Source organism: Mesorhizobium sp. B3-2-1 (genome assembly GCF_006439515.1).
Taxonomy (GTDB): Bacteria; Pseudomonadota; Alphaproteobacteria; order Rhizobiales; family Rhizobiaceae; genus Mesorhizobium.
The window spans coordinates 33,080-45,643 of the sequence record NZ_VFTI01000045.1 but is presented as its reverse complement, the minus strand read 5'-3'; the positions used below and the strand labels follow the sequence as shown (position 1 = coordinate 45,643).

Sequence of the window (12,564 nt, the reverse complement as noted above, 5' to 3'; positions counted from 1 at the left end):
TCCAACGCCGAGACGGCGGATCATCGTGCCCAGCCCCATACCCAGCGCCTGAACGCCGATCAGGTTAAGTTCGGGCGCGACCTGTCCAAACCACCAGCGCGCATCATATTCTCGAAAGCCGCATGCCTTGATCAGCGCAGAGGATTCAAACGCGAACGTGTTGGGCCGGGCTTCGGCAATGAAATTCAGAGGCACGACAGGAAACTCCGAACGGATGCAAACGACATAATGCGGTTGTCGAGGCGGTAGCTTACCGGAACCATTCCTCGGGCCTATCTATCAGTTTGGTTGAGCCTGTCGCGACAGCCGTCGAGCAAGGGTGTCGGGGGTTTTCGATGGCCTGCTGTACAGTTTGGCGCCCTCAGCGGCAGGCCGACACTGCTTTTGGAATCGCGACAGCTGTCGCGCTACGTGGTGTTTTCTGCCGGCCAATCATGCTTTAATATTTTGTGATCGATGCGATTTGAGTTCTCCACAACCGTCTCCGGTTGACCATCTGCGGTTGCTAGAATGTTGCGGGAGAATGCCCTAAGCAGCCTTGAGCAAGATGCAAAACCCTCTGCTCTGACGATCGGTTTGTTGTTAAGCGCGGAGGCAAAATGCCACTGTTTTTTTTCGATGTCCGGGACGGCAAATCCCATTTTCCCGACACGGAGGGCACCCACTACGTTGGTGCGCTTGAGGCCCGGGTAGACGCAGTCAGAATGCTAGTCGCTATGGCGCAGGACGAAGTTCAGGGCGAGTTGCAAAGCAAACTTTCGGTAATTGTGTCCGACGAAAGCCGTCGCCCCGTCATGGAAGCAAATATTGATTGCAATATAAAAGTCTTCTGAAAATTCCCAAAACCCGGGTCAACTTCGCACGAACGGGTTGCCCTGGAACGATATAGCCGTGCGATGCGCAGGTGAGCTTAGACAAGCTTGTGGCGTCGGGCGCTCATCACTTCGATGTCGCGGTTGACGCTGACGCTGCCCGTTTCCCGCCCTAATAGCTCGGCCTTCCACTCACGGACATGCCCGTATTGGTCGCTTCCCTGGCAGCTTTGCCGCCCTGCGGCCAAGCATCCTTTTTGGCAACAGAAGGCCCTAACGGTAAGCAGGATGGTGCGTGTTGTTTGCGGGCACGACCTTGCTTCAATTCTTCGGCACAGCTTGCACGCTCCGAAAGGTCTGGCGGCAGCCCTCCTGCTCGTTGCCGGGCCGACCGGCGCCCCAGCCAAGGGCGTTCGCGCCCGGGGATCGCCGATCACTCGACATCGCCGTCCATTTTGAACATGACCGGGCCCTGACTCATCGCTAGCAACCTTTGCCGTCGCGAAGCCAATGCGGCGGAACCGGAGTACACGACGTTGGCCCCGCCATGGCCGGACGCCGGGGCAGATCGTTCCAATGCGGCCATGGTGCGCCGAGCGCTGGCTCTCGTGGCGCAAACGACTGCAAGTGCGATGAAAAAGAGGATGCCTGGATCAGCGCTGCCGCCCGACACCGACATGGCAATTATGCTTGCAAGGGCCGCATTCCTGACGCTCGCCACGACGGCATCTGTTTCTGGATCCACCCATTCCCGAACCGCCCCCCTAGCCAGGACACACAGGAGGACACCCATCATAAGCGACCCGAACAAGCCCAACTGGGACAGGACAGCAATCGGCCAACTCGATGCTCTTGAGCTGCCGAACCCCACGCCCAGTCCGCTGGTATCGAGAAACGACTGCAGGCTCTTCACATTCCAATACGTGCGTTCATGGCCCGACCCGGAATCCGCTTTGTTGATGATGGTGCTGTTGATCAGCCTGACGAACGGGTCAAACGCCTCGGCCTTGTAAAGACTTATGCCCAATATGGCGGCCCCGCCCACCACCATGAGAGCCATTATCAGTATCTCTTCGCTCTCGACTTTTCCCCTCAGGACCGAGGCCAGCATCGACAAAGCAACCGGGATGCATAGCAGTGTCAGCCCTACGTAAGCGGTCGACGAAGTCGACAGAATGGTCAGGAAGAGCAGGATGGCAGATAGCCATTTGGCCAGCGGTGATTTCGTCTTTCTCCAGTAGCTGTAGCAGAATGCCAGACAGGCGAGGGAAACGCTGGCGAATGACGAGGCCTCCGAAAAAGGTCCGGTGATCCGCACGAATCCTGCCTCCGTCGCGTTCGATATGATCGCGTAGTTGGCGGTTCTAATCGGGGCCAGCAGGTCTCCCGCGCCCACGTTCTTGCTGATGAAATCGAAGACTCCCATCCCCGCGTGGAGGCCGCACCACAAGAAGAAGCCGCGCCGGACCTGCTCGATCCGGTCTGAGTGCAGCAGCAGCGCGCAAAGCGCTATAGCGGTGAGTCCACCAAGAATGAAATACGCGGTCTGAGAAATGTTGCCGGAAACCGGCGCCAAAGAATCTTCTATGACTATGCCGCGGGTCTTGGACTGCACGAATACGGCGGTCTGTCCGGCAAAGAACCTCGGAAACAACCATGATCCGATGATTGCGTACAGCATTAGGCTTGTCAGGATCCAGACCGGCCGGATGCTTCCGAACACGATTCCAAGATCAAGCCATATACGGCGTCTTGCGGCGACGGCCGTGACGAGCAAGGCCGCGAACATGGTATAGATCAACGGAGATGACCCGCCCAGAAAGGTCAGTGTCATGACGGCCGTCGCGCCGAAAGCCTGGGAAGCGATCAAGCCGATGATCAGCATTCCCCTTGAATAGTAGGACGTGACCAAAATAGCCGCGCATATTAGCAGTCCCGGCAGAGACACCTGCATGCCGACGAGTTCCCGCTTAGTTGGCCCGGTGACGCGGATACAACGAGCTGTCCGATCGCTGATCTTTCGACAGCTGAATGCCCCGGGCAAGTGAGTCAAAGGGGGTAGCCTTCCACCGGCGAAGGTAGGTCGCGCGAATGCTCGTCCCCACGTCCCTTGCGAGGTCTTGATAATCAAGGTGATGGTGCGCCCAAAAGCGCTGAGGGCTGAATGGTCGAATGGCCCCTTCAAAGTCGCACTAAACATGCACCTGATCACGATGGGAGAACAGAACAGATCGGCGAAGGAGCGGGAAGCGGGTCGTACCCTCCCGCGAATGGCTAAGCCTTGGTTCCGGCAGGCCCCCTAAAGAACGCCTCGACCCGGGAAGCCGACGATCTTACTACAGTCGCACGCAGTTTTTGCTTTCAGCCAGAAAACCTGTGTCAATGCAGACGCATAGAAGGCCGGGGAGCGGAGAGTTCCACAACAGGAGGAGAGGCGATATGACCAGCCAGGGAGTATATCGCGCGTTAGGGCTCAAGCAGGTTAGGCAACTCAAGGAAGTTTACGAGTGTGCACGGGCCGTGAAGGCCAACTACCCTGAGAGCCATATCGCCAGCAAGGCCGCCAAAAGGCTGATCGACGCCTTCGAAGCCGAGATCCAGAATGGCGGACCCGTTCTGGACTCATATTGGCTGACCGAGAGCGATCCCCAGGGGATTGCCTGAGCCCGAGCTTAACATCGCGGAACTCTGTATGGGTAAGTGCGGCGGGGCCGTGTGCTGCTTCGGAGCCACATGTCCGCACGGGATGCTGGCGGTGACCTTGCCATTCCCAATTAATCGAGCTGGCATTTGCCGCATCGTCCAAGGAGCGCCAGGGAGCTTCCCTACCCGGTCCTTTCCTTTCGTTGATCGTTGCGCGAAGCAGGCGCTTAGATGACAGTGCCGGCGCCTGTGCAGTCAACCGAGCTTTTGGAGATACGCGGCTTTTGACTTGCCGGGAGAGGGAAGCGGCCCTCGGCTACGCCTATTGGATGAGGACCGCCGAGGCAGCCATCGCCGGATGAGTTCACGTTCAGAGCGTTGCATACGTCGTGCGGTATTCAGACGCTCCACAGGGACGATCGACTGGCCAGCGCACATGTTTACCCAAACCCTAGCGCCCGCGGCGGGGTTCGCCATCAGTGTTTTTCGCAGATTCGAAAATTTAACGAAATGTTAATCTATGTTAGCGCCGGCTGATAAATAGCCCATAAGCTCAGGTTGTTCTAGTTGGGGTTGGGAATAGGGAACAGCAGTGGGTGCAAGGCTGGGCTATTCCAGCTGAACCTCCCAAAACGGTGGGCACTAAATTTTCAATTCTGAAGGAACTGAAGGTTGAGGAGCTATTTGGCCGCAAGGCGGATTGCGTGGAAAAGGGTGGGCAAAAGTATGGGTTCCATATTAGGACTGCATAACACTTCGGCAGATCAGGCAGAAATCCCGTCCGGCAGAACGGGAATGGTCCATCAACCAGCAGGGAGGGAATGTCTGCTCATCCTGGACGGAAGGGCGCTCGACCGCGAATGTCTCGCATCGGCTTTGGAAGATCACGAACTCGGCATGGCCGTCGAGGCCATGGGATCGATTGCAGAATGGCGCGTGAAAGAGGGGATGACGCTTGCAGCCATTCTCTTCAACCTGGGTGGCCGGAAAGTCACCGACCAGGGTATCGCGGACCAGATCAGGCGAATTTCGTCCGAATTCAAGTCGGTGCCCGTGGTGATTTTGGCGGACACAGAAGACCTTGCACAGATACTGACGGCTCTCGAATGTGGCGCACGCGGCTACATTCCAACCTCTGTGGGGATCGACGTCTGTGTCGAGGCAATCAATCTGGCGGCAGCCGGAGGCATCTTCGTTCCGGCAAGTAGCGTTCTGTCTATGCGGCACCTTATAGATTCAGGCAGCCGTGACGCGCCCTTGACCGGCATGTTCACGCTCAGGCAGGCTGAGGTCGCGCAGGCGCTCCGACGCGGCAAGGCCAACAAGATCATCGCCTTTGAACTGAACCTGCGCGAAAGCACGGTGAAGGTGCACATCCGCAACATCATGAAGAAGCTCAAGGCGACCAACCGCACGGAAGTCGCATACAAGGTCAATGATCTCTTCGCGGAAGGAGCTCCGGCCGAAAGGTGATCGCAATCACAAGCGGCCTTCCTTTCAATTGTACGATCGCCGTCGTAGCAAACGCACCAAGCACGTCACGGTCGACGAAAAGCCCGCCACGGTAGCGACCCGGGCGGGCTTCATCCTGAGCGGCTACATCCTGAGGAATCGGCCGCTCCTAGCTGTTTACCATAAGGTTCGTTCCCGTGAATGCGTGATCACGTAGGGGACGGCTATTTGGCAGCATCGACTGGAACTTCCTGGATGTCCGCGGGTCAGTGATCGTAGTTCGCGGCAGCCGCTGCGCCATGCTCATGAGCGTTTCGGACACGCGAACTGTTCTGCCAGGTTCCTAGCATTGACCCTACTTCAACCAAGCTGCGTTGGATTAGCTGATCCCGGCATGAGGAAACGTTGCGCGAGCGCATTCGCTAGCGCCTCAATGCTGTTTGTCAGACCCCCGCCAGAGGCCATCGGGGTACAAATCAAAATGGCAATTTCACGCCGTGGTGAACCGGCGCCGCACAGGCAGTTGGCGCGTTTGCTGCACCAGACCGCAGGACCGCGTCTTCCATCCGCTATATTCCATCCACCATAAGTGCTAAAGGGGTGACCTTATGGAGAACGCGAAAATCCAGCGCCAGACATCTAGACTTTCCATCGAACTGGAGCAGTCCGCATGCCTGAGCAAAGCCTCTGTTTTCGCAAATCGGGACGCCTTCAAGAACGTGCCCGTGAGCTGATCCCGGGCGGCAGCCACACCTACGCGAAGGGCGCGGATCAGTATCCCGTTCTAGCGCCGGGCTTTATCGAACGTGGTCTGGGGTGCCACGTCTGGGATGTCGATGGGAACCAATACATCGAATACGGCATGGGCAACCGTTCCGTCGGGCTGGGGCATGCCTACCCAACTGTGCTCAGGGCGGTGGAGGCGGCGCTCGCCGGCGGAGCCAACTTCACGCGCCCCGCAAGGATCGAAGTTGACTGCGCCGAAACGTTCCTTGAACTCGTCGGCGCCCAGATGGTAAAATTCTGCAAGGACGGATCGGACGCGACTTCAGGGGCCGTCCGCCTTGCCCGCGCGTATACGGGTCGTGATCTCGTCGCATGCTGCGCCGACCATCCCTTCTTTTCCACAGACGATTGGTTCATCGGGACCACACCGATGAATGCAGGAATTCCAGAAGCGGTTCGAAACCTGACCCTCACTTTCCGGTTCAACGACATCGCTAGCGTGAAGGATTTGTTCGACAAGCACCCGGGCAAGGTGGCCGCCCTGATCTTGGAACCTTCCCGAGGCGACGATCCGGCGGACGGCTTCCTGCATAATGTCCAGCGTCTTTGCCGAGAAAACGGCGCGCTGTTCATACTCGACGAAATGATCACCGGGTTCAGGTGGCATGCAGCGGGAGCACAAAGGCTCTATGGCATCGAACCGGACTTGTCGACATTCGGCAAGGCTCTTGGCAATGGATTTTCGGTCTCCGCCCTGGCAGGCAAACGCGAATATATGCGGCTCGGCGGGCTCGAGCATACGGATCGCCCCCGCGTGTTTCTGCTGTCGACCACGCATGGCGCGGAAACCCACGCGCTTGCCGCGGCCATCGCGACCGTGCGGGTTTATCGGGACCAATCCGTCATCGAACACCTGCACCGTCAGGGAACGAAATTGAAGGAAGCTATCACAGAGGTTTCCAGACGCCATGGAGTGGATCGGCACTTCAAAGTTGTCGGCCGTCCCAGTTGTCTCGCCTACGCCACGCTTGACCAGGACGGCAAGCCCTCGCAGACATACCGTTCCCTGTTCCTGCAGGAGACGATCAAGCGTGGTGTCCTCATGCCATCTCTCGTCGTCAGCTACACGCACGACGACGCGGCCGTCATGAAAACCATAGAAGCCGTCGATGGTGCCCTGGCCGTGTACGCACAGGCCCTGGATTCGGGAGCAAGCCAATTTTTGGTCGGCCGCCCCTCGCAGGTCGTCTTCCGTCGCTTCAACAATGGCGATGCGCAGGCCCAGATACCGGCGGTCCCCAGAACCCTCGGGCAGCGAGCAGTGAGACCAAACGGCAATTCAGAAAGCCACCGGCTCTTGTCGACTTCATGACGCTGGTCAGCCCAGATCTGGCAGAGCGTGCTATCCCAAAAGAATTAGGCCTAGGTGACGGCGCAATTCTGATCGTGGAAGATCACGTGCTGGTCCGCATGGATATTGTATCCGGCTTGGAGGATGCGGGTTTCGTGATCGTCAGTGCGAAAAATGCGGAGCTTGCTATTGAGATGTTCGATGCAGACCCACCAAGGATCTGCGCTCTGGTTACCGACGTTCGTCTAGGCAGTGGAAAGCTGGGATGGGAAATCGCCAGGCATTTGCGCCACGCCGTTCCTGCGATGCCGGTCATCTATGTCAGTGGCGAAAGCGCCAGGAATTGGGGTAAACACGGCGTTCCAAACAGCATCATGATTTCAAAGCCGTTCGAAATGGCGCGTCTCGTAACGGAGCTGTCCAACCTTCTTGATCAGCAATCACTAGGTGAGCACACCGCACCGGCCGACGCCTGATTTTAACCCATGCACCACCGCTTTTTATTCTCTTTTTCGTCCCGAAGATCGCCAACAAGGTCGGGATGTTTCCTGAAGGCACAGCGCGGTCCGAAGCCCTTCTCCAGGAACCATGTGCCCCTTGGTTCAGACAAATCCACAAGCAAATCGTGGCGGAAAATCCGCTAAAGAAGTCTGGCTTTTCTGAGTGTAAACGCCTCGGCGAAATGTTCGGGGGCCCTGCACTCCATCCCGCGCAATCTCGCGAGCCCCGCGAATGTGTCACGGTCGAACCAGTCCTTGGAGCGCTGCGTGCCGAAGTGCTCTTGCAGGAGGTCGATCTTGCGATCCAGCACTGCGGCAGAGAGCGGCACGTACGCATTTGGCTGGCCAAGATCGCCATCCCATTTGGGAATCTCGTATTCGATCACGAGATGATCGCGAAAGACATTCCAGGTCAGTTGATTGACCTCCCGATGATCTTGATGGGCATCGAACCTCGCGTGGGTCAGCACCAGGTCGGCATGGACGCGGGATCTTAGATCTATCAACCATTGCTTTATCGCCCGGCTATGGGCCGGGAAATAGCTGTCTTCGAAATCCGCGATGTCGATGACCGACGACTTCGATCCTTTCAGGAACGCTTCGGCCGAAGCGCTGGCCTCGACCGACCGCTGGCCGCCGGCGCTCAGCACACACCAGTGGACGTCCAGTTTCACCCCCGACGCGATCAGACCGAGGATAGTGCCCCCGGCGCCGATCTCGATGTCGTCGGAATGGGCGCCGAGGCAGAGGATCGAGAGTTCCTCCCCGCGACGTGCGAGACCAAGTCCTCTCATGAACCAGCCATTACCAAACCGCGCCTGGTTTTTTCGGCGGTAACTTTTCTATTCCAGGGCATATCGCCCCGTTCGACCATGTCTTCGAGCGATTGCCAATCGCGCAGCGTATCCATCGATCGCCAGAAGCCATCGTGCTTGTACGCCATGAGCATGTTGTCGTCGATCAGTCGCCTGAAAGGCTCCAGAACGAGTTCCTCGCCATCGCGCATATAGTCGAAGATTTGCGGGCGGAACAAGAAGTAGCCGCCGTTGATCCAGATCTCCGAGGTATCGGTTGTACGGAACTCACGCACGCGACCGTCTTCCGCGATATCGGCCAAATGGTATGTCAGCGGTGCGCGCACCGCGAGAAAACAGCCGATCTTACCGCTGGCTTCGAACTTCGCGACCACGTCGTCGAGATCGACGTTGGTCAGACCATCGGAGTAGTTGGCCAGGAACATCTTCTCGTTCTTGACTTGGTCCCTTGCCGCCCAGAGGCGTTCGCCGATGTTACGCCAGACCCCCGTATCAAGCAGGGTAATGCTCCAGTCCTTGACTTGATCTCCCAGCAGTTTCACGTCTTGACCTCCCTGCGTGACCACGCAATCGGAAAAGGTCTGCGGCCGTGTGTTGAGGAAGAAATCCTTGATGACATTGGCTTTGTAGCCCAGGCACAAAACGAATTCGTCATGTCCATAGTCGCTGTACCACTGCATAACGTGGCGCAGGATCGGCTGGTGGCCAAGCGGGATCATCGGCTTGGGTATACTGTCGGAATAGTCGCGGATCCGGGTCCCGCGACCGCCGCAGAAAAGGACGACTTTCATCTGCCTAACTCCGATGGATCGATCACCGCCACAAACGGAATTGGGACCACAAACCTTGCACCCCAGGCGGCGACATGGCGCATCTGTTCGATGATCTCGTCCTTCAGGTTCCACGGGAGGATCAGGATGTAATCTGGCCGGACTTCGTCGATGGCATCGACGGATTTGATCGGGATATGCATCCCCGGGGTGAAGCGACCATGCTTGTAAGGATTGCGGTCGACCGTGAAGTCAAGGAAGTCGGTGCCGATAGCGCAGTAATTGAGCAGCGTGTTGCCCTTGCCTGGAGCGCCGTAGCCACAAATCTTCCTCCCTTCGTTTTTGGCCGAGATAAGGAACGCCAAGAGGTCGCGCTTGGCACGCTGCGCCTTGTGACCGAAGGAGGCATAGGTGACCATCTCCGTTAGCCCGTGGCGCTTTTCTCGGTCGAGAAGTCTGTCCACCCTGTCATCCTTGCCCCAGCGACTGCCCTCATGGGCGAGATAGACGCGCAGCGAGCCGCCATGGGTGGGCAACTCCTCGACGTCGATCAGCCGCAATCCGTGGCGCGCCGCCATCAGCTCGACCGTCAGCAGCGAGAAATATGAGAAATGCTCATGATAAATCGTGTCGAACTGGTTCTCCGCCATCAGCCGCTCGATATGTGGAAATTCGAGCGTGACCACGCCCTGAGGTTTGAGTAGGATTTTCATCCCAGCGACGAAGTCATTGAGGTCCGGCACCTGTGCCAGCACGTTGTTGCCGATGATCAGGTCGGCGCAATGTCCTTCGCCCACCATTTGATTTGCCAGCCGAACCCCGAAGAAGTCGACCCGGGTGGCCACGCCTTTCTCGATCGCGGCGCGCGCAACATTGGCTGCCGGTTCGACGCCCAGTACAGGAACGCCCAGTGGCAAAAAGTGCTGCAGCAGGTAACCATCGTTGCTTGCGAGCTCCACCGCAAGACTGTCACAGCCAAGCCCAAGCCGTCTGGTGATCGCCTCGCAATACACTTTCGAATGGGCCACCCAGCTGGTGGAGAACGAAGAGAAATAGGCATATTCGCTGAAAATGGTCTCGGGGCTCAGATACTCCTTGAGCTGGACCAGGTAGCAAGTGTCGCAGACAAGCACGTTGAGCGGATAGTAGGCTTCCATTTGGTCAAGCTGCTCGGCCTGCAGGAAGCTTTCGCACGGTGGAGACATGCCTAGATCGACCAATGTGTGGCGCAGGCGCGACCCGCAGAGCCTGCAACCGACATTCCGGCTTGCCGCACTGTGACCGCGAACCGTTTCGATAGCCTGAATGTTCATTCCCCGCTCCTGTTCGCTGCCTAACGGAGACGCAGTGCGCTACGCAGAACCCATGCCTGCCGCGCCTCCGTAGGCAGATGACGGCAGGTTAGGATCCAGCCCTCTCCGGTTCGATTTGCCAATCCGTCGGGTGCATTAATCCTTATAGCGAGCCGGCGGCGGCGATGCCGACGCCAGGCTCGCCGAACGGGTAGTCAGCTGTCGTCGGCACTTACCGCTATCGGAGAGGCCACCTAAGGCTTAGGTAGCCCTTACAGCGTGGGCTGGCGACGCTGACAATTGACGCCGGCAGTCTCGCGCGGCGCCGGGGGATTCAACGCATGCAGTTTACCGAAACGGAGCTTCAAGGGGTCTGGCTGATCGAGCCTACTCCCATGGTTGACGACCGTGGTTCTTTCACCCGCCTTTTCTGTGAGAAGGAGATGGCCGATTGTGGTCTGGCGACGCGCTTTGTCCAGCACAGCCGGGCTCATTCGATCAAAAAGGGAACTCTCAGGGGGCTGCACTACCAGGAGGAGCCTTACGCAGAGGTCAAGCTGGTCTCCTGTGTCCGCGGCGCGATTTTTGACGTCGTCGTGGACCTGCGACCGAATTCGCCGACACGCTACAAGTGGCTTGGTTTCGAGCTGACTTCCGAAAACATGAAGCAGCTCTATATCCCTGCCGGGTTCGCCCACGGCCTCCAGACCCTTACCGACGGCACCGAGGTCTCGTATCTCATATCACAGTTCTATACGCCCAACGCGTCGACCGGCGTCCACTACAATGACCCTACCTTTTCGATCGGCTGGCCCTTGATGCCGACGGCCATGTCGGAAAGGGACAAAGCCTGGCCCCTTGTCAGACGGCGAACCGCAACGGCCTCATAAGGCTGCCAGGAGATCATGTTCCCACAGCAGTTTCGCAGCGGCGGCCAGTTCCTTGAAGGGCAGGTTCGAGCGCTCTGCCATGGAGAGGAGCGAATGCTGCCCGTCGGCGAGGTTCAGCACCCAAAGCAGGGACATCGACGTCGCGCCCGACGACTTCTGCCCTCCCACCGCTGCATAAAGGCCGCGCTTGCCGAGCTGCGGCTCCCCCTTGGGCAAGCGGTTCAACGGCCTCCAGTCCTCTTCGACAATGTCGATCACCTCCATCAAGATGCGGTAGGAATCCTCGAGATGCTCTGGCCTGATGAAGTCGAGATTGTCGGCCGACGTGTGGTATTCGGGAAATGTGCCGTGGACGCTTCGCTGGAACATGCCGACCGGAAGATTGAAGCCCGGCGAACAATATTGCCTCTCGTCATAACCGTATGGGGAGAAATCCATCAGCTTTGCCCCGCGTCGACGCCCCAGCACGTGGGACATGGCTCGGTCAATGAAGGCGTCGCCGCGGCGACTGCGCTTGTATGCCGGGCTTCCTGCGTCACCAACGCATGACAGCACGAGGCCGTGGTCGATGAGACATGTACGGTCCTCGTTGCGCGACAACCACGCGAGCGCGCCGATCGTGCCCGGGGCGAACAGGAAGCGGTAGCTGTATCGTGTCTTCCTTGCCTTGAGGCTTCTCGCCAGCATTGCCAGCAGGGCCAAGCCCGAACAGTTGTCGTTGGCAAGTGAGGGATGGCAAATGTGCGCCGAAAGGAGGAATTCCCGCTCTGTCTGCCCGCGGTGCAGGTATTCGCCGTATGTGAGACTGCCGTCCTCGAGTTCGGCGTCGATCTCCACACCGTAGAGGCCGTCGGGCATGTTGGCCACACGGTCGTGGGCTGCGCAGAAGCCCCAGGTCGGGGTGTAATAGCAGGTGCGGTAGGGGATCACCTGCGGCTGTTCGGGCAGGGTATGAATATGCGGCTTCAATTCGTCGAGTGTCAGGATCCCCTTGAAGGGCAAGCTGTAGTTGACAACATGCAGGTTGGAGTCCGCAAAATCGACGACCGTCTGTCCGTCCGGGCCTTTGATGATTGCCGAGCGTATGTTCCACTCCTTTGGAACGGTCCAGTCGAACACCTGCGTCCCGGTGGGCACTTCGTGCCGTTCCAAATCGATGTGCCCCGACAATACATCCAGCGTTTCTCGCACGCCGCTTCCGGTGATGCTCCTGCAGATAGGAAACAGACGTTCGGCCAGGGCATAAATTTCGTGACCGACTCCGGTTGCCGGCGGCGGACCGATCCCGTCGGGGTTCACGTGTTCCATCCAGC

Annotated in this window: 11 protein-coding genes and 1 pseudogene; 6 read left to right on the top strand and 6 right to left on the bottom strand. The window is 58.3% G+C overall.

Annotated elements, in window-relative coordinates:
* Nucleotides 1-195: pseudogene (locus tag FJW08_RS30290) on the bottom strand (phosphomannomutase/phosphoglucomutase); the annotation flags it as partial.
* A gap of 404 nt (nt 196-599) precedes the next feature.
* On the opposite strand from FJW08_RS30290, the gene FJW08_RS30285 reads away from it, so the two are divergent.
* On the top strand, nt 600-833 hold the full coding sequence (locus tag FJW08_RS30285; protein ID WP_140765871.1) for a hypothetical protein: 234 nt from the start codon (nt 600-602) through the stop codon (nt 831-833).
* Nucleotides 834-1,245: 412 nt separating this feature from the next.
* On the opposite strand, the gene FJW08_RS30280 is transcribed toward FJW08_RS30285, so the two are convergent.
* Nucleotides 1,246-2,697, bottom strand: coding sequence for a hypothetical protein (locus FJW08_RS30280; RefSeq protein ID WP_246682662.1), 1,452 nt, complete (start codon nt 2,695-2,697; stop codon nt 1,246-1,248).
* Between the two features lie 554 nt (nt 2,698-3,251).
* Between FJW08_RS30280 and FJW08_RS30275 the strand changes: the two genes are divergently transcribed.
* The 4 genes from FJW08_RS30275 (at nt 3,252) to FJW08_RS30260 (ending at nt 7,460) form a co-directional block, all read left to right on the top strand.
* Nucleotides 3,252-3,476 (top strand): hypothetical protein, encoded by a 225-nt coding sequence (locus FJW08_RS30275; RefSeq protein WP_140765873.1) that lies wholly within the window; start codon nt 3,252-3,254, stop codon nt 3,474-3,476.
* A gap of 774 nt (nt 3,477-4,250) precedes the next feature.
* Nucleotides 4,251-4,928: a response regulator transcription factor gene (locus FJW08_RS30270; RefSeq protein ID WP_140765875.1), complete on the top strand. Its 678-nt coding sequence runs from the start codon at nt 4,251-4,253 to the stop codon at nt 4,926-4,928.
* Between the two features lie 649 nt (nt 4,929-5,577).
* Complete coding sequence (locus tag FJW08_RS30265) at nt 5,578-7,005, top strand: glutamate-1-semialdehyde 2,1-aminomutase (RefSeq protein ID WP_140764560.1); 1,428 nt, start codon at nt 5,578-5,580, stop codon at nt 7,003-7,005.
* A complete protein-coding gene (locus tag FJW08_RS30260; protein ID WP_140813500.1) occupies nt 7,002-7,460 on the top strand; it encodes a response regulator in 459 nt (152 codons plus the stop codon). The genes FJW08_RS30265 and FJW08_RS30260 overlap by 4 nt, the downstream gene beginning before the upstream one ends.
* Before the next feature lie 164 nt (nt 7,461-7,624).
* Here FJW08_RS30260 and FJW08_RS30255 read toward each other — a convergent pair whose 3' ends face one another.
* The 3 genes from FJW08_RS30255 to FJW08_RS30245 are packed head-to-tail and all read right to left on the bottom strand — an operon-like array spanning nt 7,625 to nt 10,382.
* Nucleotides 7,625-8,278, bottom strand: a complete 654-nt coding sequence (locus tag FJW08_RS30255; protein WP_140764563.1) for a PIG-L deacetylase family protein — start codon at nt 8,276-8,278, stop codon at nt 7,625-7,627.
* Nucleotides 8,275-9,090: a sugar phosphate nucleotidyltransferase gene (locus FJW08_RS30250; RefSeq protein WP_140764566.1), complete on the bottom strand. Its 816-nt coding sequence runs from the start codon at nt 9,088-9,090 to the stop codon at nt 8,275-8,277. Before FJW08_RS30250 ends, FJW08_RS30255 begins: the two co-directional genes overlap by 4 nt.
* The gene (locus FJW08_RS30245) at nt 9,087-10,382 is read right to left on the bottom strand and encodes a class I SAM-dependent methyltransferase (protein WP_140813499.1); all 1,296 of its coding nucleotides are present in this window, start codon (nt 10,380-10,382) and stop codon (nt 9,087-9,089) included. The genes FJW08_RS30250 and FJW08_RS30245 overlap by 4 nt, the downstream gene beginning before the upstream one ends.
* A gap of 320 nt (nt 10,383-10,702) precedes the next feature.
* On the opposite strand from FJW08_RS30245, the gene rfbC reads away from it, so the two are divergent.
* Entirely contained in the window at nt 10,703-11,251 is a 549-nt protein-coding gene (rfbC, locus tag FJW08_RS30240) for a dTDP-4-dehydrorhamnose 3,5-epimerase (protein ID WP_140813498.1), read from the top strand.
* On the opposite strand, the gene FJW08_RS30235 is transcribed toward rfbC, so the two are convergent.
* A complete protein-coding gene (locus FJW08_RS30235) occupies nt 11,246-12,559 on the bottom strand; it encodes a DUF4910 domain-containing protein (protein ID WP_140813497.1) in 1,314 nt (437 codons plus the stop codon). The genes rfbC and FJW08_RS30235 overlap by 6 nt on opposite strands.
* Nucleotides 12,560-12,564 lie beyond the last annotated feature (5 nt).

Bases quoted from the DNA above. Each gene is read 5' to 3' on its own strand.
- FJW08_RS30285 (WP_140765871.1), top strand. From the start codon at position 600: ATGCCACTGTTTTTTTTCGATGTCCGGGACGGCAAATCCCATTTTCCC.
- FJW08_RS30280 (WP_246682662.1), bottom strand. From the start codon at position 2,697: ATGCTGATCATCGGCTTGATCGCTTCCCAGGCTTTCGGCGCGACGGCC.
- FJW08_RS30275 (WP_140765873.1), top strand. From the start codon at position 3,252: ATGACCAGCCAGGGAGTATATCGCGCGTTAGGGCTCAAGCAGGTTAGG.
- FJW08_RS30270 (WP_140765875.1), top strand. From the start codon at position 4,251: ATGGTCCATCAACCAGCAGGGAGGGAATGTCTGCTCATCCTGGACGGA.
- FJW08_RS30265 (WP_140764560.1), top strand. From the start codon at position 5,578: ATGCCTGAGCAAAGCCTCTGTTTTCGCAAATCGGGACGCCTTCAAGAA.
- FJW08_RS30260 (WP_140813500.1), top strand. From the start codon at position 7,002: ATGACGCTGGTCAGCCCAGATCTGGCAGAGCGTGCTATCCCAAAAGAA.
- FJW08_RS30255 (WP_140764563.1), bottom strand. From the start codon at position 8,278: ATGAGAGGACTTGGTCTCGCACGTCGCGGGGAGGAACTCTCGATCCTC.
- FJW08_RS30250 (WP_140764566.1), bottom strand. From the start codon at position 9,090: ATGAAAGTCGTCCTTTTCTGCGGCGGTCGCGGGACCCGGATCCGCGAC.
- FJW08_RS30245 (WP_140813499.1), bottom strand. From the start codon at position 10,382: ATGAACATTCAGGCTATCGAAACGGTTCGCGGTCACAGTGCGGCAAGC.
- rfbC (WP_140813498.1), top strand. From the start codon at position 10,703: ATGCAGTTTACCGAAACGGAGCTTCAAGGGGTCTGGCTGATCGAGCCT.
- FJW08_RS30235 (WP_140813497.1), bottom strand. From the start codon at position 12,559: ATGGAACACGTGAACCCCGACGGGATCGGTCCGCCGCCGGCAACCGGA.